20 protein-coding genes, 1 pseudogene and 1 riboswitch are annotated in these 24,193 nt (G+C 60.7%); of the genes and pseudogenes, 12 read left to right on the top strand and 9 right to left on the bottom strand.

Annotation, left to right across the window (positions count from 1 at the left end):
• A partial coding sequence (locus BM321_RS30695; protein ID WP_256575003.1) for a transposase occupies positions 1 to 327 on the top strand: 327 nt, incomplete at its 5' end.
• Positions 328 to 486: 159 nt separating this feature from the next.
• Here the strand turns inward: BM321_RS30695 and BM321_RS13075 are convergent.
• Complete coding sequence (locus tag BM321_RS13075) at positions 487 to 1,107, bottom strand: LysE family translocator (RefSeq protein ID WP_092258186.1); 621 nt, start codon at positions 1,105 to 1,107, stop codon at positions 487 to 489.
• 206 nt (positions 1,108 to 1,313) lie between these two features.
• Here BM321_RS13075 and ligB point away from each other — a divergent pair, with 206 nt between their 5' ends.
• Positions 1,314 to 2,987 (top strand): NAD-dependent DNA ligase LigB, encoded by a 1,674-nt coding sequence (gene ligB / locus BM321_RS13070; protein ID WP_092442785.1) that lies wholly within the window; start codon positions 1,314 to 1,316, stop codon positions 2,985 to 2,987.
• Positions 2,988 to 3,078: 91 nt separating this feature from the next.
• A complete protein-coding gene (locus BM321_RS13065) occupies positions 3,079 to 3,474 on the top strand; it encodes a DUF1090 domain-containing protein (protein ID WP_092329767.1) in 396 nt (131 codons plus the stop codon).
• 80 nt (positions 3,475 to 3,554) lie between these two features.
• On the opposite strand, the gene BM321_RS13060 is transcribed toward BM321_RS13065, so the two are convergent.
• Positions 3,555 to 4,004, bottom strand: coding sequence for a c-type cytochrome (locus BM321_RS13060; RefSeq protein ID WP_060740241.1), 450 nt, complete (start codon positions 4,002 to 4,004; stop codon positions 3,555 to 3,557).
• 125 nt (positions 4,005 to 4,129) lie between these two features.
• Here BM321_RS13060 and BM321_RS13055 point away from each other — a divergent pair, with 125 nt between their 5' ends.
• Entirely contained in the window at positions 4,130 to 5,317 is a 1,188-nt protein-coding gene (locus tag BM321_RS13055; RefSeq protein ID WP_092442784.1) for a murein transglycosylase A, read from the top strand.
• A 156-nt stretch (positions 5,318 to 5,473) separates the two neighbouring features.
• Here BM321_RS13055 and BM321_RS13050 read toward each other — a convergent pair whose 3' ends face one another.
• Both BM321_RS13050 and BM321_RS13045 read right to left on the bottom strand, forming a co-directional pair.
• The gene (locus BM321_RS13050; RefSeq protein ID WP_092442783.1) at positions 5,474 to 5,857 is read right to left on the bottom strand and encodes an MAPEG family protein; all 384 of its coding nucleotides are present in this window, start codon (positions 5,855 to 5,857) and stop codon (positions 5,474 to 5,476) included.
• Between the two features lie 49 nt (positions 5,858 to 5,906).
• Positions 5,907 to 6,740, bottom strand: a complete 834-nt coding sequence (locus tag BM321_RS13045) for an EamA family transporter (protein WP_092329760.1) — start codon at positions 6,738 to 6,740, stop codon at positions 5,907 to 5,909.
• Between the two features lie 238 nt (positions 6,741 to 6,978).
• Here BM321_RS13045 and BM321_RS13040 point away from each other — a divergent pair, with 238 nt between their 5' ends.
• Positions 6,979 to 8,139, top strand: coding sequence for an MFS transporter (locus tag BM321_RS13040; RefSeq protein WP_092442782.1), 1,161 nt, complete (start codon positions 6,979 to 6,981; stop codon positions 8,137 to 8,139).
• Positions 8,140 to 8,384: 245 nt separating this feature from the next.
• Positions 8,385 to 10,346: a patatin-like phospholipase family protein gene (locus BM321_RS13035; RefSeq protein ID WP_092442781.1), complete on the top strand. Its 1,962-nt coding sequence runs from the start codon at positions 8,385 to 8,387 to the stop codon at positions 10,344 to 10,346.
• Between the two features lie 24 nt (positions 10,347 to 10,370).
• Here BM321_RS13035 and BM321_RS13030 read toward each other — a convergent pair whose 3' ends face one another.
• Entirely contained in the window at positions 10,371 to 11,252 is an 882-nt protein-coding gene (locus tag BM321_RS13030) for a formate/nitrite transporter family protein (protein WP_092442780.1), read from the bottom strand.
• A 253-nt stretch (positions 11,253 to 11,505) separates the two neighbouring features.
• Entirely contained in the window at positions 11,506 to 11,907 is a 402-nt protein-coding gene (locus BM321_RS13020) for an acyl-CoA thioesterase (RefSeq protein WP_072346269.1), read from the bottom strand.
• Between the two features lie 190 nt (positions 11,908 to 12,097).
• Positions 12,098 to 12,204, top strand: a riboswitch (S-adenosyl-L-homocysteine riboswitch).
• A gap of 23 nt (positions 12,205 to 12,227) precedes the next feature.
• Between BM321_RS13020 and ahcY the strand changes: the two genes are divergently transcribed.
• The 4 genes and pseudogenes from ahcY (at position 12,228) to BM321_RS13000 (ending at position 17,816) form a co-directional block, all read left to right on the top strand.
• A complete protein-coding gene (gene ahcY / locus BM321_RS13015; protein WP_092442778.1) occupies positions 12,228 to 13,637 on the top strand; it encodes an adenosylhomocysteinase in 1,410 nt (469 codons plus the stop codon).
• Positions 13,638 to 13,821: 184 nt separating this feature from the next.
• Positions 13,822 to 14,667: a methylenetetrahydrofolate reductase [NAD(P)H] gene (gene metF, locus BM321_RS13010; protein WP_092442777.1), complete on the top strand. Its 846-nt coding sequence runs from the start codon at positions 13,822 to 13,824 to the stop codon at positions 14,665 to 14,667.
• Between the two features lie 244 nt (positions 14,668 to 14,911).
• A pseudogene (locus BM321_RS13005) lies at positions 14,912 to 15,722 on the top strand (substrate-binding periplasmic protein); the annotation flags it as partial.
• Positions 15,723 to 15,953: 231 nt separating this feature from the next.
• Positions 15,954 to 17,816 (top strand): RNA helicase RhlE2, encoded by a 1,863-nt coding sequence (locus BM321_RS13000; protein ID WP_092442775.1) that lies wholly within the window; start codon positions 15,954 to 15,956, stop codon positions 17,814 to 17,816.
• 238 nt (positions 17,817 to 18,054) lie between these two features.
• Here BM321_RS13000 and BM321_RS12995 read toward each other — a convergent pair whose 3' ends face one another.
• Together BM321_RS12995 and BM321_RS12990 are read right to left on the bottom strand one after the other, a co-directional pair.
• The gene (locus BM321_RS12995; protein WP_072405881.1) at positions 18,055 to 18,651 is read right to left on the bottom strand and encodes a YceI family protein; all 597 of its coding nucleotides are present in this window, start codon (positions 18,649 to 18,651) and stop codon (positions 18,055 to 18,057) included.
• A gap of 32 nt (positions 18,652 to 18,683) precedes the next feature.
• Positions 18,684 to 19,235 (bottom strand): cytochrome b, encoded by a 552-nt coding sequence (locus BM321_RS12990; protein ID WP_092442774.1) that lies wholly within the window; start codon positions 19,233 to 19,235, stop codon positions 18,684 to 18,686.
• A 342-nt stretch (positions 19,236 to 19,577) separates the two neighbouring features.
• On the opposite strand from BM321_RS12990, the gene BM321_RS12985 reads away from it, so the two are divergent.
• On the top strand, positions 19,578 to 20,084 hold the full coding sequence (locus BM321_RS12985; protein WP_092442773.1) for a lectin-like bacteriocin LlpB: 507 nt from the start codon (positions 19,578 to 19,580) through the stop codon (positions 20,082 to 20,084).
• 583 nt (positions 20,085 to 20,667) lie between these two features.
• Here the strand turns inward: BM321_RS12985 and BM321_RS12980 are convergent.
• A complete protein-coding gene (locus tag BM321_RS12980) occupies positions 20,668 to 22,437 on the bottom strand; it encodes a flavin monoamine oxidase family protein (RefSeq protein WP_092442772.1) in 1,770 nt (589 codons plus the stop codon).
• A 224-nt stretch (positions 22,438 to 22,661) separates the two neighbouring features.
• On the opposite strand from BM321_RS12980, the gene BM321_RS12975 reads away from it, so the two are divergent.
• Positions 22,662 to 24,068, top strand: a complete 1,407-nt coding sequence (locus tag BM321_RS12975; protein WP_092442771.1) for an adenosylmethionine--8-amino-7-oxononanoate transaminase — start codon at positions 22,662 to 22,664, stop codon at positions 24,066 to 24,068.
• Positions 24,069 to 24,193: the final 125 nt, after the last annotated feature.

The following is a 24,193-nucleotide window of genomic DNA, read 5'->3' as shown; positions in this document are numbered from 1 at the left end:
GGGATCGCTCCGGTTACAGAGCGCAGTGGCAAGAAGAAAATCGTTCGCTGGCGCTATCAATGTTCAACCTTTTTGCGCCAGACATTTGTCGAGTGGGCTGCCCACAGCATCAATCAATCGGTATGGGCAGGGGCGTACTATCGCCAGCAGAAGGCCAAAGGCTGCTCTCATCAAGCAGCCCTGAGGGCACTGGCTTTTAAATGGATCAGGATCGTTTATCGGTGCTGGAATGCTGGATCCCAGTATGACGAGAGCGTCTATTTACAAGCCTTGGCCCGCCACGACTCGCCTTTGATAAGAGCACCGGAGGCAACGAAAGCATGTTGACGGAAGAGCTCAGGGCGTGAAGCAGCCCCAATATGGTCAAGCATCGTTAACCTGACACACCGAGGCAACTGATTTGGGGCCGCTGCGCAGCCCAGCGGGGATAAATCCCCTCGCCACAGGGGGACCATGTCCTCGGTTCCAACAGATACCTTCAGAAGTCTAGGCCCGCCGTGCCACCAGCAAAAACGAAGCCGCACTGGCGAGCAGCCCCGCACACATCCGATTGAACAGGCGTTTGCCACTGGGCCGGGCGAACAGCCGCCGCGCGTAAATGCCCATGTAGCAATACAACCCGATGGCGATGCACTCCAGCGCCAGGAACAAGCCACCCAGCACGGCGAATTGTTGGGTGACGGTACCTGTACGGTCGACGAATTGCGGCAGGAACGCAGTGAACAACAAGATTGCCTTCGGATTGCCAATCGCCACCAGGAACTCCTGGCGCGCCAGGCCGGCCCGGGTCATCGATGCGAGCCCGGCTTCGCTGTCGGCCTCGGGCCGGGCCCGCCACAACTGCACGGCCAGATAGAACAGGTAACCGGCACCGACGAGCTTGATCCCCAGGAACAGCAGCTCCGATGTGTGCAACACGGCGGTGAGCCCCACCGCGGCCAGGGCGATCATGATCGCGAACGCCAGCAACCGACCGATGCCACCGCTGCACGCCCGGACGAAGCCATAACGCGAGGCGTTACTGATGGAGAGCAGGTTGTTCGGCCCCGGCGCCATGTTCAGCGCAAAGCAGGCCGGAATGAAAACAGCGAGTGTCGGCAGGTCCATTCGGGCGTTCCAGGCAGAGGTGGATCGAAGGCTCATTCTGCACCGGTCATTGAGGGGTTCAAGGGACAGTTGCGTGGCGAAATCCCGCGGGACTGTACCGCCGCGACTTTGCCACCAGGCGCCGCAAAATCCGGTAACGCTCCGCCCCTCGCAACAGCCGGGACGCGGACTAGCCTTCAGATACTCAACCGAGCAAGGATGCTTCGATGCCACCGTTCCTCTATGCCCTCGCCTGTCTCGCATTCATGGCCCTCCCCGCGGTAGCCGCACCCTGTCCCGACTGGTCCGCTGAACGGGCCCGGGCGGAGATCGCCGCGCTGCAACAACACATCGACACCTGGGACGACCGTTACCACCGCCTAGGCCAGTCGCTGGTGGCCGATGAGCTTTATGATCAATCCCGCATACAGCTGGGCCAATGGCGCCGCTGCTTCGATCTCGCGGCGCCCGACGCCCCCCTGCGCTCAGCGGGCGGAAAGGTGCGGCACCCTGTCGCCCATACCGGCCTGGAAAAACTGAAGGACGCCGACGCCGTGGAGGCCTGGCTGCTCGGGCGAGAGGACGTCTGGGTGCAACCGAAAGTCGATGGCGTGGCAGTCTCCCTGGTTTACCGCAAGGGCCGCCTGCATCAGGCGATCAGCCGCGGCGATGGCGTCCAGGGGCATGACTGGACCGCGAGTGCGCACCAGATCGGCGCCATCGCGCAGCGACTGCGCCAGCCCGTGGACCTGGTCGTCCAGGGCGAGTTGTACTGGCGCCTGGACGCCCATGTCCAAGCCAGCCGCGGCAGCCTGAACGCCCGCGCAACCGTGGCGGGTTTGATGGCGCGCAACAATTTGACGACGCAGGAGGCATCCGCCATTGGCCTGTTCGTCTGGGACTGGCCTGACGGGCCCGACACCCTGCCAGAGCGGATGGCCGCGCTGAACGCGCTGGGCTTCGCTGACACCCGCGACTACAACCAGCCTGTCCGGACACTGAAGGATGCCGAGCGGTGGCGCGCCCACTGGTACCGCACCCCGCTGCCCTTCGCCAGCGACGGGATCGTCCTGCGCCAGAGCCGCCGCCCACCCGCCGACCGTTGGCAGGCCAGGACGCCGTTCTGGAGCGTGGCCTGGAAATACCCGTATGCCCAGGCCCTGGCCGAAGTGCGCAAGGTGCGCTTCAAGGTCGGCCGTACCGGGCGCATCACCCCGGTGCTGGAACTTGAACCGACCCTGCTCGACGACAGGCGGATTCGCCGGGTCAGCGTCAGTTCCCTCAAGCGTTGGGAGGAGATGGACATCCGCCCCGGCGATCGGGTCGCCATCAGCCTGGCCGGGCTGACCATTCCACGACTCGACGAGGTGGTGCTGCGCAGCCTCGAGCGCCAGGACGTCAATGCTCCTGCGGCGAGCGACCACCACTTCTTGAGTTGCTGGCAAGCGACGCCCGGCTGTGAAAGCCAATTCCTCGCACGCCTGAACTGGCTCAGCGGCAAGCACGGGCTCGCCCTGCCCCATGTCGGCCCCGGCACCTGGGAAAAACTCCTGGCTGCCGGCAGGCTTCACGGATTATTGGATTGGTTGACCCTCGATGCCGCCGAGCTTGCTAACATTGACGGCTTCGGCGAACGCACCAGCGCGCGCCTGCTCGCCAGCCTCGACAGCGCCCGGCAACGCCCTTTCGGGCAATGGCTCAAGGCCTTGGGCCTGCCACCCATCGGTGAGGCCCGGCTGGAAGGGCCATGGCAGGCGCTGGCCGAGCGCAGCACTGAACAATGGCAAGCCGAAGTCGGCATCGGACCGGGACGCGCCGCGCAATTGAGCGCCTTTTTTCGCGAGCCGCAGGTGCTGGCCTTGAGTGACGTATTACGCTCCGCCGGGGTCGACGGTTTTTAATCCGCCCCCCGTGCGGTTGAACCCAAGGGGCGAACATGCGTTCCAACAGCGCATCTGTACCGACCGCTCGCGATTTTTTTACGGAGTTGCTATGAATTTCCTGTCCCCCGTTGCCCTGCTGGTCTTATGCAGCGCCATGGCCGCCCCTTTGTTGGCGGACGAGCAAACCCCGGAACTCACTGGCTGCGCGGCCAAGCGCCAGGGCATCATCAACCAGATCGAACTGGCCAAGACCCGTGGCAACCAGGACCAGCAGGCAGGCCTGGAAACCGCATTGAGTGAAGTCACCACCCATTGCACCGATGCGTCCTTGCGCAAGGAACGTGAAAACAAGGTGCTTGATGCCAAGCACGAGGTCAGCCGGCGTCAGGCCGACCTGGAAAAGGCCATGAAGAAAGGCGATGCCGAGCGGATCAACAAACGCAAGGACAAGCTGGCAGCCTCCCGCAAGGAATTGCAGGAAGCGGTGGATGAGTTGGATAAGTGAACTTGAAAAGATCGCAGTCTCCTACAGATTGGATGCAATCCCTGTAGGAGCTGGCGAACCCTGCGATCCTTCAAGGCAAGTCAATAATCCCGAAATTCTTTATGACAGGCACTGCACGCATCTTCGACCTTCTGCACTGCCGGCCCCAGGTAACTGGCCCTGTACGGTTGGACTTTGCTGGCGGTCACCAACTCACCGGTGGCCGCTTCAAGGTTGCGGGCCAGCTCCTGGAAGCGCGCCTGTTTTTGCCAGACGTCATCCCGGGCGCTGGTGTGGTCTTGCTCGCGTACTTGCGGGAAGTGCTTCCACGGCTCATGGGACAATTGGTCCAGTTGCGCCGCGCCCTCGGCGAAACGTGCGCCATCGAACGGGACTCGGCCGCGCAACATGCCACCCAGCTCCTCATTGGTCTTGAGCATCTGCTTGAAAATCGTCTTGCGCTGGCCCAGGGGAGAATTGGGATCGACGCCGCCACAGGCGGACAACATCAGGCAGGCCAGCACGGCCATGGAAAATCGTTTTACAAACATCTTGGCCTCGGGGCAGGAAACGGCGGTTAGTATCCTCGGGTCATCGGTAAAGACCAATGGCCCTATCAACAATACGGGTTGTTCGAGCGCCTGACAGCGTCCGAATGGCTGCAAAGGAAATCTTCATGAACAGCCGCATCAAGCCCTGGCACAAAGGCCTGGCATTGACCCTACCGCTGATGGCACTGTTGGCCGGTTGCAACCGCGGCGAAAAGGTCGAAGAACCTCAGACCCACGCCCTCGCCACCTATGTCAGCGCCCCCTGGGAGGCGCTGCCGGCGGTGTCCGATGCAGACCTGCTGGCCGGTTTCGGTTCCTGGCGCAGCGCGTGCACCCGGCTCAAGGCCGATGCGACCTGGGGCCCGACCTGCGCGGCAGCGGCCAATGTGCCGCAAACCCCACAGGATGTACGCAATTTCCTGAAACAGAACCTGGACGTCTATGGCCTGCGCTCGGGGGACAACAGCCCCAACGGCCTGATTACCGGCTATTACGAGCCGGTCTACCCCGGCAGCCTCACCCAGACCGCCACGGCGAATATTCCGGTTTACGGTGTACCGGAGGACATGATCATCGTGTCGCTGGACAGCATCTACCCTGAGCTCAAGGGTAAACGCCTGCGCGGCCGCCTCGAAGGCCGGGTGCTCAAGCCATACGACGACGCGGCCACCATCGAGACCAACGGCGTGAAGGCGCCGGTCATTGCCTGGCTGACCGACCCCATGAACCTGCAATTCCTGCAAATCCAGGGCTCGGGACGCATTCAATTGGCTGACGGCCGCCAACTGCGCATCGGTTATGCCGACCAGAACGGCCATCCTTACCGCCCCATCGGACGCTGGCTGGTCGAACAAGGCGAACTCAAGAAAGAAGACGTGACCATGGGCACCATCAGTGCCTGGGCCAAGGCCAACCCGAACCGCATTCCCGAACTGCTCGCCAGCAACCCCAGCTACGTGTTCTTCAACCGCAACCCCGACAGCAACGAAGGCCCGCGAGGCTCGCTGAATGTACCTCTGACCGCCGGCTACAGCGTGGCGGTGGACCGCAAGGTGATTCCGCTGGGCAGCCTGTTGTGGTTATCCACCACTCGCCCCGACGGCAGCGCCTTGAACCGCCCCGTCGCCGCCCAGGACACTGGCGGTGCGATTAGCGGCGAAGTGCGGGCGGACCTGTTCTGGGGCACGGGTGAAGCGGCGGGCCAACTGGCCGGGGACATGAAACAGCAGGGACAGATCTGGATGCTCTGGCCCAAGGGCATGGCGTTGCCGCAAGTGCCTCAGGTGGCGAATGCAGTGGCCGCCACTCCCTGAAGAGATGCGCTGGATTGTTCCGGCCCCATCGCGAGCAAGCTCGCTCCCACATTGGATCTAGCCGCACACAAGCTATGTGTCCACTGGCGATCAACTGTGGGAGCGAGCTTGCTCGCGATAGGGCCAGCACAGACGCCGACGATTCAGCCGCCAGGCTCAAATCGAAACGAAGAAGAAACTCGCTACCAACCCTACCCCCACGAACCACACCAGCGAACGCAGAATCGCCCAGTCCGCCAGATAGCAAATGATGTAGAGCAGGCGACTGGTGATGAACAGCACCGCCAGCACGTTGATGGTGACCAGTTCGGCGTTGCCGGCCAGGTGCGCGACGATCACGGCGGCGGCGAAAAACGGGCTGATTTCAAAGCTGTTCAGTTGCGCCGCATAGGCACGCCGGGGAGCGCCTTCGAGTGAATCGAGAAAGTCCCGGGGATCGTGATTATCCTGCAACCGGTATTTCCCACCGGCCTTGGCGATCGCGATACACAGGTAAGGCAGGAGAAAAGCAATCAACACACACCACAGGGCAACCGTCATACCGCACTTCCTTTTTGAGTTTTATAGAGAAACGAGCGCCAGGCGCCGGTCAGGCCTTCATCACCAGCATGCCGATCAGCACCAGTGCGCAGGCTAAGAGCCGCGGCCGGCCAAAAGGTTCTTTCAGGTAGCGCATGCCGAACAACACCACCAGGATCACGCTGATCTCCCGCAGTGCCGCCGCTTCGGCGATCGAGCCCAGTTGCATGGCCCATAGCACCAGAGCGTAGCTGAACAATACGCAGAATCCGACCGCCAACCCCAGCCGCCACTGTTCGTGCCAGAACCGCATGAAGGCCGGTCGTTTGCTCACCAACGCCAGCAAGGGGAAGGGCCAGGCGCTGAGCAGCGTGACCCAGACCAGGTAGTCCAGCGGATGGGACCAACGCCGCAGGGCGTGGCCGTCGATAAAGGTGTAGCAACCGATGCACAGGCCGATCAACGCCACCACTGGCAGCATCGACCAGGGCAGCCGGTCGCCGCCACCGCCCTGCCACAACAGGCAAAGCATGCCGAACGGGATCAGCAAAATACCGATGACCTGCTGGGTCGTCAGCGCTTCGCCAGCGAAAATAAACGTCAGGGCCAGCACCACCAGCGGCGACAGGCCACGCATCAGTGGATAGACCAACCCCAGGTCACCGACCCGATAAGCCTGGATCAGCAAATAACGGTACAACAGCTCGAACGCCGCCGAGGCCAAGACCCATGGCCAGATCTCCAACGGCGGCAATGCCACGAAACCCAGGGTCAACGCGACGAACAGCAGGGCGACGCTGTCCATGCACGCCACCACCAGCAAACGCTCGCCACTGAACTTGATCAGCGTATTCCACGCCGCATGCAACAGCGCCGCTACCAACACCAAAGCCGTCGCAAGCACGGCACGCTCCTTGTCTTGTCCCCCACCCGTAGGAGCTGCCTCGTTTCACTCGACAGCGCCTACGATCAGCGGGCTCATGAATTGATTCGCGATCGTTTATACTTCAAGTCGACCACGCCGCACTCAGTTGCGCATAAGCCAATTCCAATAATTCTGCTGCTGCCAAGTTCACTAGAACCGGGCGCCGGCATGCGTATGCCTGATCAGAGCGTCAAGACTACAGACAGAGACCCTGCGCATGCCACTCGCCTTGCTTGCTTTGGCCGTTGCCGCTTTTGGCATCGGCACGACTGAATTCGTCATCATGGGGCTGTTGCCCGATGTCGCCCGGGACCTGGCCGTGAGCATCCCCCAGGCCGGGCTGCTGATCACCGGCTACGCCCTGGGCGTGGTGTTCGGCGCACCGATCCTGGCGATCGGCACCGCCAACATGCCGCGCAAGGCCACGCTGTTGGGCATGACCCTGATGTTCATTCTCGGCAATATGCTTTGCGCCCTGGCGCCGAACTACACCACGCTGATGGCCGCCCGGGTCATTACTGCGCTGTGCCACGGTGCATTCTTTGGCATTGGTTCGGTGGTGGCGGCCGGGCTGGTGGCGCCGAACAAACGGGCCCAGGCGATTGCCATGATGTTCACCGGCCTGACCCTGGCCAACGTGCTGGGCGTCCCGTTGGGCACGGCCCTGGGTCAATACGCCGGCTGGCGCTCGACCTTCTGGGCGGTCTCGATCATCGGCGTGATCGCGGCCATTGCCCAATGGGTCTGGCTGCCCAAGGAAATCCCCATGGACAAAGCCAACCTGGCCAGTGAGTTCAAGGTCCTGGGCAAGGTCAACGTGTTGCTCGCCCTGGGCATGAGCGTACTGGCCTCTACCAGTCTGTTCAGCGTGTTCACCTACATCGCGCCGATCCTGCAGGACATCACCGGTGTCAGCCCCCACGGCATCACCGTCATGCTGCTGTTGTTCGGCGTCGGCCTGACGGCCGGCAGCTTCCTCGGTGGACGCCTGGCGGACCGGCGCCTGCTGCCTGCGCTGGTGGGCATGGCCCTGGCCGTGGTGCTGGTGTTGGCCGCGTTCAGCCAGACCAGCCGCTCGGTGATCCCGGCGGCAATCACCCTGGTGCTATGGGGCATCTTCGCCTTCGCCCTGTGCCCGATCCTGCAATTGCTGATCATCGACCAGGCCCACGAAGCACCGAACCTCGGCTCCACACTCAACCAGAGCGCATTCAACTTGGGCAACGCCGCCGGGGCCTGGATGGGTGGGTTGGTGGTGGCCAGTGGTGCCGACCTGGCGGATCTACCCTGGACCGGAGCAGCGGTCGGCGGCCTCACGGTATTGACCGCCTTGTTCTTTATCCATCGACAACGACGCTTGGCGGCAGTCGCTGTTTGACGGCCGGAGAAATCTATCCAACCCACGAGTGAATACGCTGCGCGTTCAGTAAGAAAATATCCCGGCACGCGCAGGTTGTTTTACCAGCCTGCTGGAGGCCCCGTTCCAGAGCTCTTCGTTTGAGGTCCACCGGCGAATGCGGGCCGGCGGCAGATATTTTTTCCAATTGAGTCATCGGGGAAAATGCCTTCAGGTTTTGTTTAAAGTTCGGCCCCCTACTCCATGGGTCCAAGGAACGAACCTGCATGCCTGTACCATCATCAACCTCATCCACCGGGCTCCAGAGCTACATCCAGTCGCAGCCTCAAGAGGTCAGCCCTAAGAAAACCGATTGCCGAAGCCAAGAGTCAGCGAGCTCAGAACGTGGTAGCACGTTGCTATGCGGAGGGCCAGATGGGTCGACATCAATCACCCGGTACGACGACGGTAGAGTAAAAGTCAGCAGGAATCGGCCGGCCATTGAAGAACTGAACCTGAGTGGCGGTGGTGCCAAGGGTGTGGTCATTTCCGGACTCGTGGAAGCGCTCGAAGCCAACGGTGTCATGGACGTTATCGAAATGATCACCGGTTCGTCCGCAGGAGCCATATCGGCTGTTTTACTCGCCAGCGGCATGACCCACGCGGACTTCGATAGGATCTCAGACAAGGTTTCCCTCATCTCCTTGCTCAATAGCGCCGATCCTGATGTTTCAGCCAGACAGGATGGATGGTCGAATTTCGGCAAGAAACTGAAGAAGATCCCGTTGGCACAGCTGATTTGTGATCTGGTACCACGCTTGGGTTCCAAAGGGATGCCGCTGGAGGACCTGATCAGAACGGAATCTTGCGCGGCGCTTTTACAGCGTTGCGACAACGTAACGACACCGCTCTCCTCCCAGGCCCAGGAAGTCATCAACAGTGTGCGAGAGAAAAAATTCGTCACCTTCGGCGACTTAGAGGTCCTGAGCAAAGAGATCCCCCAGATCAAGTCCGTGGAAATCACCGGCACCGTCATGGTGGAGGGGGGCGCGCAATTATTGGTTTATAGCGCTAAGACCACCCCGGATATGGATATCGCCGTGGCAGCGCATACCTCCGCAGCGCTGCCGGTAGTGTTCAGTAAACCGATCGTGCAAGGGCTCCCATTCCAGCGAACGGGCGAAACCACGGCGGTTGCCGACGGTGGCATCCTGAACAACACACCGATATCCGCCCTCTACAATCCGGTTCACCCGATGAGCCCGATCCCGGAAAAGGAACACTTGATCCTGGTATTCGAAGGTGGAGAGCCGGATCAAATAAGCCAAAGGGGGACGGGCATATCGGCCCTCGTTGACAAATTCATCGGGGCGCCTCATGCGGCTTACTCTGCGCTGAATGCCAAACAGATGAAGGGCTACGCCAACCAGACCGTTGTCGCTCCGCTGAATACCCCTAAAGGTGACCACAGAGGGCCGCTCGCTGGAACGCTTAACTTCAGCATGGCTGAGAAAAGAAAGAATTATCTCCAGGAAAAAACGCGCGAGGCTGTCCAGGTCCATCTGGACACACGCAATGCAACACAGCAAACCTTTTGGTTTGACTCGACTGAGGCAGCGCTGCTGGCACTGAGTGACAAAGAACTCGAGCAACTAAGCCCGGAATTGGAAAGAGACGAAACCTGCGCGCAAGTCATTGCCTTCAAGCGCCAGGCACAGGAAGCGTGGACGCAACTGAAAATCGCCATCCAAGAGGCTAATAAAACCTCCACCAGGCTGGAACCAAGTCCGCAAATCCGAATGGCCGTTTACACACTCGATCAACTTGCAGACCAACCCGACAAGTTGGAATGGCTGGCTAAACGGCTCAATCACAACAATGATCCGGATTTCATGCAGTACCTGCAGGCTGCCGCTCGCTGGGATAAGGGCGCGTCCAGCGAGATATCCGCAGTCACGCGCCACGCCATCGAGGAAATGAATCAGCGAGACCTTGCTACACGCGTCGATAACGTCGTGCGGTACGTGCTGTACCCTTCGATCTTTCTAAACGGTCAAACAGACTGGAACGAAAAGCTGATCAAGGGTGTCGTCCGAGACCTGGAAGATGTGCGCAGCAAAGAGGCCTTCAACAAGGCACTGGAGCGGGTTATCGCTAATTACGAATCGCGTTCCACCGGACTGTCCAATCCTAAATCGCACACCCGCAACACACTGATCAATATGAAGTACCCAGAACCGCTTGCCTGAACCAGGAGCCTGCGCACACGCCCCTCATTGCGAATCAACCCGCCGCCCATCCCCACTCGAACGATTGGCCTTGGGCGGCCCTTCCTCGCTGCGAATCTGCGCATGACTGATCAAGGCAAAGATAAAGCTGCCGCCGACGATGTTGCCGGCCAGCGTCGGCCCGGCGAACACCAGCCAGAAATCCTTCCAGGCCAGCTCTCCGGCGAACACCAGGTAGGACACTTCGGCCGAGCCGACGACGATGTGGGTGAAATCCCCCAGCGCCATGAGGTAGGTGATCAGAATGATGATCCACATCTTGGCGCTTTCCATTGAGGGGATCATCCAGACCATGGTGGCGATCATCCAGCCGGAAATGATGCCCTTGGCGAACATCTGGCCGGTGTCGTTCTCCATGACCTTGCGGCCGATTTCCAGGAAAGCCTGGTCGGTGCGCGGGTCGAAAATGGGCAGATGCAGCATCACGTAGGCCACCAGCAAGGTGCCGCACAGGTTACCCACCAGCACCACGCCCCAGAGCCGCAGCAACCGACCGAAGTTTGCCAACGTGGGTTTGCTCATGATCGGCAGCACGGCGGTCAGGGTGTTTTCGGTAAACAACTGCTGCCGGGCGAGGATCACCGCGAGAAAGCCGGCGCAGTAACCGAAACTGGCGATCACCTTGAAGCCTTCGTGATCCGGCAACCGCGAGTTGAGCAGCCCCATCGCCATCAGCGACAGGCCCATGGTCAAGCCGGCCGCCAGGGCCGACCACCAGAGCGCGGCGATGCTGCGTTCCAGTTCCTGGTCACCCTGGGTGCGGATGATCTCGTGCAGTACCGCCGCCCGCGGAGGCTGGTTGCGGTCGACTTCGTGCTGCTCCTGAGCCGAGAGATCAGGGGTCTTGCCATCTTTGTGGGTGTTCATACAGCTCCTGAACCGGTGGCGTGATGTACCTACGACACGCGGCGCCCGGAGCTGTTCAGTGGTGCCCGAATACAAAATGTGGGAGCGAGCTGGCTCGCGATAGCGGTGGGTCTGTTTGCATCGGTGGTGAATGTGCAATCGTCATCGCGAGCAAGCTCGCTCCCACAGGGGAATTGGTGGCAAACCTGAGTCTCGACCTCACCGCAGAACCCTTGTGGGAGCGAGCTTGCTCGCGATGACAGCGCCGCCGATCTCACTCGACGACATCATCCTTGAACTGATCCTTGACGTACTTGATCTCGGTCCGGCCATGGGGCGCGGGCAAGCCGTCTTCGCCGAGGTTGACGAAGACCATTTTCTCCACGGTCAGGATGCTCTTGCGAGTGATCTTGTTGCGCACCTCGCAGGTCAGGGTGATGGAGGTGCGGCCAAATTCGGTGGCGGTGATGCCCAGCTCGATGATGTCGCCCTGGCGTGAAGCGCTGACGAAATTGATTTCCGAAATGTACTTGGTGACCACGCGCTGATTGCCCAGCTGGACAATGGCGTAGATCGCCGCCTCCTCGTCGATCCAGCGCAACAGGCTGCCGCCGAACAGCGTGCCGTTGGGGTTGAGGTCTTCGGGCTTGACCCATTTGCGGGTGTGGAAATTCATGATCACTCCTGAGCGTCTGGTCGATGGATTGCTGCATCATGGCAGAGCGCACGGCCAGGCTCTACGTCGCGGCCCCTATGACGGTCATCGGCAATTTCGATTTGCCGACAGAAACCCTTTTGGAAGATCCGATTAGCCCGTTATAATCGCCCCGCTTTACCCGGTCCACCCGTTGGACCATTCCCGCCACCTGTCCGAGGGGCGCTGCAGCAGGCTCGACCTGTCAGGCTCGGATGGGGCGTTGTTTGTACGGGTCTGCCCGCACGGACACTAAACGCACAACGGCGCCCATTCGCATACATTACGAATGGAGGCTCTTCATGAGCGCTGTTATCACGCCCGCAGCTTTTACCGATTACAAAGTCGCCGACATGTCCCTCGCTGCCTGGGGCCGTCGCGAAATCATCATCGCCGAATCCGAAATGCCAGCCCTGATGGGTCTGCGTCGCAAGTACTCTGGCGAACAGCCATTGAAAGGCGCAAAAATCCTCGGCTGCATCCACATGACCATCCAGACCGCTGTGCTGATCGAAACCCTGGTTGCCCTGGGTGCCGAAGTGCGCTGGTCGTCCTGCAACATCTTCTCGACCCAGGACCAGGCCGCTGCCGCCATCGCCGCCGCCGGTATCCCGGTATTCGCCTGGAAAGGCGAGACCGAGCAGGAGTACGAGTGGTGCCTGGAGCAGACTATCCTCAAGGATGGCCAGCCATGGGATGCCAACATGATCCTCGACGACGGCGGCGACCTGACCGAGCTGCTGCACAAGAAGTATGCCGCGGTACTGGACAAGGTCCATGGCGTCACCGAAGAGACCACCACCGGCGTTCACCGCCTGCTGGACATGCTGGCCAAGGGCGAACTGAAGATCCCGGCCATCAACGTCAACGACTCGGTGACCAAGAGCAAGAACGACAACAAGTACGGCTGCCGTCACAGCCTCAACGACGCCATCAAGCGCGGCACCGACCACCTGTTGTCGGGCAAGCAGGCGCTGGTGATCGGCTACGGTGACGTGGGCAAGGGTTCGTCCCAGTCCCTGCGCCAGGAAGGCATGATCGTCAAGGTGTCCGAAGTCGACCCGATCTGCGCCATGCAGGCTTGCATGGACGGTTTCGAACTGGTTTCGCCGTTCATCGACGGGATCAACGACGGCACCGAAGCCAGCATCGACAAGGCGCTGCTGGGCAAGATCGACCTGATCGTGACCACCACCGGCAACGTCAATGTCTGCGATGCCAACATGCTCAAGGCCCTGAAGAAGCGCGCCGTGGTCTGCAACATCGGTCACTTCGACAACGAAATCGACACCGCTTTCATGCGCAAGAACTGGGCATGGGAAGAAGTGAAGCCACAGGTCCACAAGGTGCACCGCACCGGCGCCGGCAGCTTCGACCCACAGAACGACGACTACCTGATTCTGCTGGCCGAAGGCCGCCTGGTTAACCTGGGCAACGCCACCGGTCACCCAAGCCGCATCATGGACGGTTCGTTCGCCAACCAGGTCCTGGCCCAGATCTTCCTGTTCGGCCAGAAATACGCCGACCTGTCGCCGGCCCAGAAAGCCGAGCGCCTGACCGTGGAAGTACTGCCCAAGAAACTCGACGAAGAAGTGGCCCTGGAAATGGTCCGCGGTTTCGGCGGCGTGGTCACCAAGCTGACCAAGCAACAGGCTGACTACATCGGCGTCACCGTCGAAGGCCCGTTCAAGCCGCACGCTTACCGCTACTGATCGGCACTGCTCCCCCACGGGAGCAGGCTTTTTTGTGGGAGCGAGCCTGCTCGCGATGCAGACACCTCGATCTGGCTGTCGGACCGAGGTGATACTAATCGCGAGCAAGCTCGCTCCCACACAAGCCCGCCTCTCAAGGCATGTGCAGGCCTCTCCGGCTTACGAGTTTTCCAAGGATATGACCATGTCCCAAGACCGTCGCTACAGCTTCGAGTTCTTCCCGACGAAGACCGATGCTGGGCATGAAAAACTGATTGCCACTGCCCGCCAGTTGGCCAGCTACAACCCCGATTTCTTCTCCTGCACCTATGGCGCCGGCGGTTCGACCCGTGATCGCACCCTGAACACCGTGTTGCAGCTCGAAAGCGAAGTCAAAGTTCCCGCGGCCCCTCACCTGTCCTGCGTCGGCGACAGCAAGGACGACCTGCGCAGCCTGTTGACCCAGTACAAGGCCGCCGGCATCAAGCGCATCGTTGCCCTGCGTGGCGACCTGCCGTCGGGCATGGGCATGGCCAGCGGTGAGCTGCGCCACGCCAACGAACTGGTGAGCTTCATTCGCGAGGAAACCGGCGAACACTTCCACGTCGAAGTGGCTGCGTATCCGGAAATGCACCCGCAAGCGCGCAACTTCGAAGACGATCTGCGCAATTTCGTGCGCAAGGCCAACGCTGGCGCCAACAGTGCCATCACCCAGTATTTCTTCAACGCCGACAGTTATTTCTACTTCATCGAACGTATCCGCAAGCTGGGCGTCGACATTCCTGTCGTGCCGGGGATCATGCCGATCACCAATTACAGCAAGCTGGCGCGCTTCTCCGACGCATGCGGTGCAGAAATCCCACGCTGGATTCGCAAACAACTGGAAGCCTATGGCGATGACTCCCCAAGCATCCAAAGCTTCGGCGAGGAAGTCATCACACAAATGTGTGAGCGTTTGTTGCAGGGCGGCGCACCGGGGCTGCATTTCTATACCCTTAACCAGGCCGAGCCCAGCCTCGCGATATGGAACAACCTCAAGCTGCCGCGCTGATTGACTTAATGCGGTGGTACAAAGAGGCCTTGGCGAAAACCAAGGCCTCTTTTTAAGCACAGACATCTGGGGGATCGCAGTAGATGCCCAATGGTCACAGGCTAACGACCCCACAACTCATTTATCTGGTCTACGGGGCCGAAACCTATCACCAGGAAAGTTGACTCACTCACCAAACAGGCCACCAGGGCACAGGCCAGAGCGCTCTAGCTATTTGATGAGTTCTCGTCGTAACCTCAGGCCCATGCCCGTCATTGTCCAGCTGCTGACCACCCTTCTTCTCTTGTGCCTGAGCGTGACCGCCCAGGCCGAAAAGTTGCGCATTGTCACCGAACCCTGGGCGCCTTATGTCTACGAAGAGAACGGCAAGATGCTCGGCCTGGACTACGAAACCACAGCCATTGTGTTCAAGCGCCTGGGCATCGATGTGGAATGGCAGTTCCTGCCCTGGAAACGGTGCCTGGCGATGCTGGAACAAGGGTTGGCGGACGGTGCGCTGGACATTTTCCACAGCGATGAGCGCGATGCCCTGTTGCTTTACCCCAGCGAACCGCTGTCGGACGTGGAATTCGTGATGTTCTACGCCAACGCCCGCCCCTATCCGTTTCGCACGCTCGACGATCTGGGCGGCCTGACCGTTGGCACCTCGCCCGGTTACCTGTACAGCCAGGCCTTCAGTGAGTCGACCCTGTTCAAACGTGAAGCGGCGCCCACCCACGAAGCCAACTTCGGCAAGTTGCAACTGGGTCGGATCGACCTGCTCATCACCGACCGCAGGGTCGGCCGACATGTGCTCGAACACATGCAGCTGGGCGATCAGATCACCGAAAACCCGGTGGTGGTGAGCCGTCAAAGCCAATACCTGGCGGTGCGGCGCAATGCCGGGATGGATTTGCTGGTGCAACGCTTCAGTGCCGAACTCAAGCGTTTCAAGCGCGAACCAGCCTATGCCGAACTGAGCGCCCGCTACGGCGCAGGCGCTATGACCAAGGCCACCTCGCCCGGCCGGGCCAGCACTGAAATAAACCGTTGAGCAGCAGGAAAGCGGCGCGAGGCGTTTGCTCTGTTATACTCCGGCCTTCCCGCCAGGCTCACGCCCGGACGCCCGGCCTTGCAAAAGGCATCCCGACACCGCTACGGCGCCGCCTACGGCCCGCGCGAGCCTTGTCCGGACCCGCCTTCGAGGCCCGGCAGGACCGGACGGGATGACGTCTTTTGGTTGAACGTCATTCGCGCCCGGCAAGACTATCCCATTGGGCCAGGCCCTCACTAAAACAGGATTACTCATGTCCTTTGCTTCCCTCGGTCTCTCCGAGGCTTTAGTCGGCGCCATCGAAGCCGCCGGCTATACCCAGCCTACCCCGGTGCAACAGCGGGCCATTCCCGCCGTGTTGCAAGGTCGCGACCTGATGGTCGCGGCGCAGACAGGCACTGGTAAAACCGGTGGTTTCGCCCTTCCGATCCTGGAGCGGTTGTTTCCCAACGGTCACCCAGACAAATCCCAGCGTCATGGCCCGCGCCAACCGCGCGTACTGGTCCTGACCCCCACCCGCGAACTGGCGGCCCAGGTACACGAGAGCTTCAAGGTCTACGCTCGCGACCTGAAGTTCGTCAGCGCCTGCATTTTTGGCGGCGTCGGCATGAACCCCCAAGTCCAGGCCATGTCCCGTGGCGTCGATGTACTGGTGGCCTGCCCCGGTCGCCTGTTGGACCTGGCCGGCCAGGGCAGCGTCGATTTGTCCCACGTTGAAATCCTCGTGCTGGACGAAGCCGACCGCATGCTCGACATGGGCTTCGTCCATGACGTGAAGAAAGTCCTCGCCCGCCTGCCCGCCAAGCGTCAGAACCTGCTGTTTTCGGCAACGTTCTCCAAGGACATCACCGACCTGGCCGGCAAGCTGCTGCACAACCCGGAGCGCATCGAAGTCACGCCGCCGAACACCACGGTCGAGCGTATCGAACAGCGTGTGTTCCGCCTGCCGGCCAGCCACAAGCGTGCCTTGCTGGCGCACCTGATTACCGCCGGTGCCTGGGAACAGGTCCTGGTCTTCACCCGTACCAAGCACGGCGCCAACCGCCTGGCCGAGTACCTGGACAAGCACGGCCTGCCAGCCGTGGCGATCCACGGCAACAAGAGCCAGAACGCCCGCACCAAGGCCCTGGCCGACTTCAAGGCTGGCGAAGTGCGTATCCTCGTGGCCACCGACATCGCGGCCCGTGGCCTGGACATCGACCAGTTGCCCCACGTGGTCAACTTCGAGCTGCCGAACGTCGATGAAGATTACGTTCACCGTATCGGCCGTACCGGCCGGGCCGGTCGTTCGGGCGAAGCGATCTCGCTGGTCGCGCCGGACGAAGAAAAGCTGCTCAAAAGCATCGAGCGCATGACCAAGCAGAAAATTGCCGACGGCGACCTGATGGGCTTCGATGCCAGCACCATCGAAGCCGAGAAACCTGAAGTCCGCGAACGTCCGGATGTGCGTAATCCGCGCAATGCCCGTGGCCCACGGGGCGACGGTCCGAACGGCGGCGGTGGCGGTCGCAAAGACAAAGGCAAGGACAAGGGCAAGGAAAAATCGGCCAGCAACAGCAATGGCCGCGGCGAACGCCCTGCCCGCGAGCAGAAGCCCCGCGAAGGCACCCCGGCCCGTGAGCAGCAGCGCCCGGCTCCGCGCGCCGCAGCTGATCGTGCCCCGGACGAGTTCCTGGATGACGATGTCGATAACTTCGGTAACCGTGTCGACTACGTGCCACAACAGAAACCGGCCCAGGGCCGCGGTCGCCGTCCGGGTGCCCCGGCACAGGGCGCAGGTGCAGGCGCACCGCGCAGTGGCCAGCCACAGGGTCGCCAGAACGGTCCGCGCAACAGCAACGGCTCGTCTACCGGCACACCACCGGCCAAGCGCAGCGGCCCACGCAACGGCGCCCCCCGTGACGGCCAGGCCCGTCGCGACGACACCCGCCCACGCCGCCCGGCCCGTGACGACCAGCCTCGCCAGGAACCCGCCGTGCAGAACCCACGCAGCAACCAGCCGAAGATCATGCACAAGGAATCGAAAGCCGATCGTTTCCCGACACCTGAACAGCTGGATCAACTGCCAAGCCGTCCACGGGGCGAGAAACCGGCATTGCTGACGCGCAATCGCTGAGTTTTTCCAAGCCATGAAAAAGCCCCGGGTCTCGCGACCCGGGGCTTTTTTTGGCCGAATGTCCAAATGTGGGAGCGAGCTTGCTCGCGATAGCGGTATGTCAGTCAACATCAAGTCGACTGGTAAGACGCCATCGCGAGCAAGCTCGCTCCCACAGGGTTCTCTGTGTTGCCGAATCCGCGTAATAAAAAAAGCCCCTGGTCCCAAGACCAGGGGCGTTTTTTGTCAGGCGCGAAGGTTACTTCGCTTTGACACCTTCAAACGAGACGTACAGTTCGACCGCGTCGGAGGTTGGACCCAGGTCTTTCTGCTTGCCGAAGTCCGAACGCTTGATGCTGGTGGTGCCTTCGAAGCCAGCACGGTAGCCGCCCCACGGGTCCTTGCCTTCACCCAGGAAGGTGGCCTTGACCACGACCGGCTTGGTCACGCCCAGCAGGGTCAGGTCACCGGTCACATCGGCGGTTTCCTTGCCATCAGCGTTCTTGCCAGTAGGCTTGACGCTGGTGGAAACGAAAGTGGCCTTGCCGAATTTGCTGGCATTCAGGAAGTCAGCGCTGGCGATGTGCTTGTCGCGCTCGGCGTGGTTGGTGAACACACTGGCGGTATTCACGTTGAACTCGATCTTGCTGGCTTCAGGCTTGGCGGCGTCGAAGCTGAACTTGCCGTCGATGTCCTTGAAGGTACCCGTGATGTAGCTATAGCCCAGGTGGCTGATCTTGAAGTCGACGAAGGCGTGCTGGCCTTCCTTGTCGACCACGTAGTCGGCAGCCATGGCCTGGCCGGCAGACAGCAGGGCAGAACCGATTGCCAGGGCGGCGAGCGTCTTTTTCAACATGCTTTCTATTCCTTTGGAGTCGAGGTTGAACATCAGGCTTGGCGCCCCAGCATTCGCTTGAGGGTCGCGTCACGGTCGATAAAGTGGTGTTTCAATGCTGCCAACGCATGAAGGCCGGAAAAAATGACCAGCGCCCATGCCAGGTAGAAGTGGACCTCACCGGCGACGTCTGCCTGATCGGGCAGTCCGGATACCAGCGCGGGCACTTCAAACAAGCCAAACACCGGAATCCCGACACCGTCTGCGGTGGAAATCAGGTAACCGGCAATCATCACGGCGAACAACCCGAGATACAGTGCGCTATGGCCAAGCTTGGCGCCGACGCGGGTCAGGCGGCCATAGGTCGGCAGGGTCGGCGGCGGCGGGCTGACAAACCGCCAGACCACCCGCAGCAACATGACCGCCAGCAGCACCAGGCCAATACTCTTGTGCAGGTCCGGCGCATCTTTGCGCCAGGTGCTGTAGTAATCCAGGCCGACCATCCACAGGCCCAGGGCGAACAGCCCGTACACCACCAGCGCAACGCCCCAGTGCACAGCGATACTGACCCAGCCATAGCGAGAAGAAGAGTTGCGAAGCTGCATTGCTCATATCCTGTAAAAACTGAGATCAAGACTAGCGAGTTATCTATCGATTTAAAGCGGAAATTTTCGCTTTGAAATATCGAGAAATACGATCATCAGTCTGGGAGGGGTGGGTTAAGGAAAGATTAAAGAGAAATGGCGGGGGGATGGCAAGAAGGCAGGCAGCCATGGGATGGCCGCACGGATCTCATCGCGAGCAAGCTCGCGCCCACAGGAAGCCGTGCCCCGGGGCCATCATCATGATCCAAAATTTTTTGCCCCTGCAATATGTATGTATCGCCGTTTCCGTTTTTACCCTTGATTAAATGAAAGTTCCAACACTCATTGAACAAGGTGAAAAACATGGCAGTTCCTTATACTCCATTTCAAACAAGTGGCTCACCGTTGCTGCCTCCCAATCAAACAATGTCACCGGGGCAGTACCTCCAGTCTCCAAATGGACGATTTCGATTGGTATTGCAGGCTAATGGGAATTTGGTCATCAAAGATGGTGAGGCTGTAGTCTGGGTTGCAGATGGCAGCCAGCGATATAGCAAAACCTTGCACCCCAAAAGAATGCGTGAGCCTCTACAGTTCGTAATTAGCAACAGTGGCTTTCTCCATGACCCATCCAGAAGACGCTTATGGATTGCTGAAAGTAGCCATAGTACTGACAAGTCGCTTTGGTACAACGCTTGTATGGTCATTCAGGATGACGGCAACCTAGTCATCCATGACAGGCGAACGGGAAAGCTATGCTGGGCTCGCTTTGGCTTCGTCCCGGGACGTATGTCCAAGCCAAAGCGGGTCAAAATTTTCTTTGAGGACGTGGAAATTAAAACTTGGTCGTTTTCACTGCCGCCTCTCTAGAGTCACTTATTGACGCACTCTGGCCTGTAAGGATCCATGTCGCATCTATAAACTAATTGAGGATCGTGTTTTTTCAGCACCATACGACCATCAGCAGTGCAACCACTGACACCGAATACTGCCAATAGCATTAAAGCCGCTATCAACTTCATATTAATTCCAGCCTTTACGAGGTGAAAATTGTGAATTATTAGTTTACCGAGCACTCAGGCCTATATGGATCGATGGAGCATTTGTGTGCTAACTGCGGATCATTTTTTGGAATCATCGGAATCATAAGGGGATCTCTACATTCACCATACACACAACCAGAAAGTACAATCACCGTTATTGCCGCCGTTAATAGTCTCATAAACACCCCAGCCTTTTGGTTTTGCAGAGACTAGAACGCAACGTTTGCCGTAATCTATCGCTCCCTTCCGACTCTTTTGTGGGAAGCATCCGATATATCGCTAAGACGTGTAGGACCACGATCGTAAACTGTGCGATGTCACGGCACCGCGCAAGCAAGCCGGGCATTTCATGCTTGAAAAATGAGCAAAAAAAGCGCGGCCCTCGGGCCGCGCTTTTTTACGCCTGGACGTTACTGAGCCTGAGTCTCAGTGGTCGCCGCCGGTTTGGCCGCTGGTTTCTTCACCGGCTCGGCCTTTTTCACCGGCGCCTTGGCTGGGACCTTTTTCGCCGGGGCCTTGGCTGCCGGCTTCTTCGGCGTAGCTTTGGCCGCGGCCTTTTTGGTCGGCTCGGCTTTTACCGGGACTGCAGCCTTCGGCGCTTCTACCGGCGCAGGTGCCGGGGTTGGCGCTGGCGCAGGCGTCGGTGCTGGCGGCGCGACCGGCTCGGGCGCCTTGACCGGCTCCGGCTTCTTCTCGTCATCCGAGCCACCGAACAGGTTGCTGAAGAAGTTGCCCTTCTTCGCCGCCACCGCACCGGCAGCGGCGGCTGCCGCGGCGGGAGCGACCTTGGCCGGCTCGAACGACTTGCCGGCCGCCAGGTCTTCAACCTGGCTGGCCGCCCGCTGGCCGCTGCGCAATGCGCCTTCCAGGGTGCCCGGATACAGGGTGTCGGTGTGTTCGCCGGCAAAGGCTACACGCTGCAACGGTTTTTCCCACAGGCGCCAGTACTTGCTGATCTGGCCCGGGCCAAAGGCCAGGTACGCGCCGCCCGTGGACGGGTCGGTGCTGTAGCGGCGGATCTCATAGCCGGTGAACGCGCCACGGGCCTGTGGATAAAACGCGTGCAGGCGGATCAGCACCTGGTCGACCATCTGCTTGTCGCCGAAGGCCTGCATCACCCGGGCGTTGTCGCCGGACAGGTTGATGACCACGTTGGCGCCGCCCTTCATGGCCGGCTCGATCCACATCATGCCCAGGCCGGCGTTGCTGTAGATTTCGCCCGACATGCGTGCCTTGCTGTCCCAGACGGGGTTCTTGAACTTGAGCATGATCTGGTCGCGCCAACCGTAGTTGGTGCCCTTGATCGCGCCTTGATGCTGGGCGTCCAGGGCCGGGGTCAACTGGATCTTGTTCAGCGCCCGCAACGGCACCGCCAGCACCACGTAGTCGGCCTGGTAACCCACGCTGCCGACCTTGACGGTCACGCCGTCCTTGTCCTGGGAGATGGCCGACACCGGCGAGTTGGTCTTGATGGTTTTCAGTTGCTTGACGAACGCCTGGGCCAGTACCGGACTGCCGCCGAGCAGGCGCGAGGCACGCAGGTCGCGGTCGGACACGCCCCGATAGACTCGGCTCTGCTGTGCGAAATACAGCAGTGACAAGCGCGAAGGCTCGTCATAACGGGTGCGAATCTCCTGGTTCACCAACTGCCGCGCCGTGGCTGGCAGTTGCAGACGATCGAGCCAGTTGGAGACGGTGATCTGGTCCAGGGCGTGCAACGTGTTGTTGGCCGCCGGGTTCTGCGGGTCTTCGATGGAGCGCGCCAGGTCGTCCAGGGTGGTTTCGTAGCGCTTGAGGGCTTCGGCGGTGGCCGGCTGCTTGGTCGCCAGGTCGGCGGCGGTGAAGTAGGTGCCGTCGATCAGGTAGCTGGGGGTACGCACGAATTCCGGGGCCGGCGTGGTGCTCAGCTTGAAGGTCGAGACGTACTTGTTCAGCACCGGCTGCGTCTTCTCATTGCCGATCCACTCGCTGGTGGCCATGCCCGAGCGACCGCCCAGGTCCGGCTTGGCTTCCAGCAGCGTCACGGCCCAGCCTTTGTTCTGCAGCTCATAGGCCGCGGTGAGTCCCGCCAGGCCGCCGCCGATGACGATGGCCGTCGGTTGCTTGTCCTTGGCCAGCGCCGAAACGCTGAACAGCCCTATCATCACCAGCGCACAGGCGCGCAGCCAACCAGCAGACATTCAACGAACTCCGGAGTAAACGTAGGTAGTTTCAGTTTTTCGAGCCAGACAGCTCAGAAGAGCCGCGAAGAATACGACAGCCATCAAAGCGCCGCCAGCGGCGTCTATCGCCTCGCTCAAAGTAGCGTCAACGACACAATGGGTTGTCCCCAGGGCCGCCATTGCATAGGCTTGCGCGATTGTTTTGCCCGCGCCCGCCGCGAGCCGCCTCGAGGAGACTGTAAATGGGCCTGAATAACCAGTGGATGCAACGCGACCTCGCGGTGCTGTGGCATCCCTGCACCCAGATGAAAGACCACGAACAGCTGCCACTGATCCCCATCAAGCGCGGTGAAGGCGTGTGGCTGGAAGATTTCGAAGGCAAGCGCTACCTCGATGCCGTCAGTTCCTGGTGGGTCAACGTGTTCGGCCATGCCAACCCGCGCATCAACCAGCGCATCAAGGATCAGGTCGATCAGCTGGAGCATGTGATCCTGGCCGGCTTCAGCCATCAGCCCGTGATCGAACTGTCCGAGCGCCTGGTGAAGATGACGCCCGAGGGCCTGACCCGGTGCTTCTATGCCGATAACGGCTCGTCCTGCATCGAAGTGGCGATGAAGATGAGCTTCCACTACTGGATCAATCGCGGCCGGCCGGACAAGAAGCGCTTCGTCACCCTGAGCAACAGCTACCACGGCGAAACCATCGCGGCGATGTCAGTGGGCGATGTGCCGCTGTTCACTGAAACCTACAAAGCGTTGCTGCTGGACACGATCAAGGTGCCGAGCCCCGACTGCTACCACCGTCCCGAAGGCATGGGCTGGGAAGAACATTCGCGCAACCTGTTCGCCGCCATGGAGCAGACCCTGGCCGAGCACCACGACACAGTGGCGGCGGTGATCGTCGAACCGCTGATCCAGGGTGCCGGCGGCATGCGCATGTACCACCCGGTGTACCTGAAGTTATTGCGCGAGGCGTGCGACCGCTATGGCGTGCACCTGATCCATGACGAAATCGCCGTCGGCTTTGGCCGCACCGGGACGATGTTCGCTTGCGAGCAGGCCGGTATCACCCCGGATTTTCTCTGCCTGTCCAAGGCCCTGACCGGCGGTTACCTGCCGCTGGCGGCGTGCGTGACCACCGACGAAGTCTACAGCGCGTTCTACGACGACTACCCGACCCTGCGCGCCTTCCTGCACTCCCACAGCTACACCGGCAACCCGCTGGCCTGCGCGGCGGCCCTGGCGACGCTGGATATCTTCGAAGAAGACAACGTCATCGAGAACAACCAGGCCCTGGCCCAGCGCATGGCCAGCGCCACCGCGCACCTGGCCGATCACCCGAACGTCGCCGAAGTACGCCAGACCGGCATGGTGCTGGCCATCGAGATGGTCAAGGACAAGACCAGCAAAACCGCGTATCCGTGGCAGGAACGGCGCGGCCTGACGGTGTTCCAGCATGCCCTGGAGCGCGGTGCATTGTTGCGGCCGTTGGGTAGCGTGGTGTATTTCCTGCCGCCGTATGTCATCACCCCCGAGCAGATCGACTTCCTCGCCGAAGTGGCCAGTGAAGGCATCGACATCGCCACCCGGGACAAGGTCAGCGTGGCGGTGCCGAAGGACTTTCACCCTGGGTTCCGTGATCCGGGCTGAACCCTGAACTGCTCGCTCCCACGCTCTGCGTGGGAACGCATCCCGTGACGCTCTGCGTCACTTTCACAGCGGACGCAGAGCGTCCGTGGCGGCATTCCCACGCGGAGCGTGGGAACGATCGAGAG

Origin of the sequence: Pseudomonas sp. NFIX10 (genome assembly GCF_900111955.1) — a bacterium.
GTDB lineage: Bacteria > Pseudomonadota > Gammaproteobacteria > Pseudomonadales > Pseudomonadaceae > Aquipseudomonas > Aquipseudomonas fluorescens_AA.
The sequence above is the reverse complement of the archived record's forward strand: the minus strand, read 5'-3'. Positions and strand labels throughout refer to the sequence as shown.

What these genes read in the sequence shown, in the direction of transcription:
- BM321_RS13075 (WP_092258186.1), bottom strand. Translation starts at nt 1,107, where the DNA reads ATGGACCTGCCGACACTCGCTGTTTTCATTCCGGCCTGCTTTGCGCTG.
- ligB (WP_092442785.1), top strand. Translation starts at nt 1,314, where the DNA reads ATGCCACCGTTCCTCTATGCCCTCGCCTGTCTCGCATTCATGGCCCTC.
- BM321_RS13065 (WP_092329767.1), top strand. Translation starts at nt 3,079, where the DNA reads ATGAATTTCCTGTCCCCCGTTGCCCTGCTGGTCTTATGCAGCGCCATG.
- BM321_RS13060 (WP_060740241.1), bottom strand. Translation starts at nt 4,004, where the DNA reads ATGTTTGTAAAACGATTTTCCATGGCCGTGCTGGCCTGCCTGATGTTG.
- BM321_RS13055 (WP_092442784.1), top strand. Translation starts at nt 4,130, where the DNA reads ATGAACAGCCGCATCAAGCCCTGGCACAAAGGCCTGGCATTGACCCTA.
- BM321_RS13050 (WP_092442783.1), bottom strand. Translation starts at nt 5,857, where the DNA reads ATGACGGTTGCCCTGTGGTGTGTGTTGATTGCTTTTCTCCTGCCTTAC.
- BM321_RS13040 (WP_092442782.1), top strand. Translation starts at nt 6,979, where the DNA reads ATGCCACTCGCCTTGCTTGCTTTGGCCGTTGCCGCTTTTGGCATCGGC.
- BM321_RS13035 (WP_092442781.1), top strand. Translation starts at nt 8,385, where the DNA reads ATGCCTGTACCATCATCAACCTCATCCACCGGGCTCCAGAGCTACATC.
- BM321_RS13030 (WP_092442780.1), bottom strand. Translation starts at nt 11,252, where the DNA reads ATGAACACCCACAAAGATGGCAAGACCCCTGATCTCTCGGCTCAGGAG.
- BM321_RS13020 (WP_072346269.1), bottom strand. Translation starts at nt 11,907, where the DNA reads ATGAATTTCCACACCCGCAAATGGGTCAAGCCCGAAGACCTCAACCCC.
- ahcY (WP_092442778.1), top strand. Translation starts at nt 12,228, where the DNA reads ATGAGCGCTGTTATCACGCCCGCAGCTTTTACCGATTACAAAGTCGCC.
- metF (WP_092442777.1), top strand. Translation starts at nt 13,822, where the DNA reads ATGTCCCAAGACCGTCGCTACAGCTTCGAGTTCTTCCCGACGAAGACC.
- BM321_RS13000 (WP_092442775.1), top strand. Translation starts at nt 15,954, where the DNA reads ATGTCCTTTGCTTCCCTCGGTCTCTCCGAGGCTTTAGTCGGCGCCATC.
- BM321_RS12995 (WP_072405881.1), bottom strand. Translation starts at nt 18,651, where the DNA reads ATGTTGAAAAAGACGCTCGCCGCCCTGGCAATCGGTTCTGCCCTGCTG.
- BM321_RS12990 (WP_092442774.1), bottom strand. Translation starts at nt 19,235, where the DNA reads ATGCAGCTTCGCAACTCTTCTTCTCGCTATGGCTGGGTCAGTATCGCT.
- BM321_RS12985 (WP_092442773.1), top strand. Translation starts at nt 19,578, where the DNA reads ATGGCAGTTCCTTATACTCCATTTCAAACAAGTGGCTCACCGTTGCTG.
- BM321_RS12980 (WP_092442772.1), bottom strand. Translation starts at nt 22,437, where the DNA reads ATGTCTGCTGGTTGGCTGCGCGCCTGTGCGCTGGTGATGATAGGGCTG.
- BM321_RS12975 (WP_092442771.1), top strand. Translation starts at nt 22,662, where the DNA reads ATGGGCCTGAATAACCAGTGGATGCAACGCGACCTCGCGGTGCTGTGG.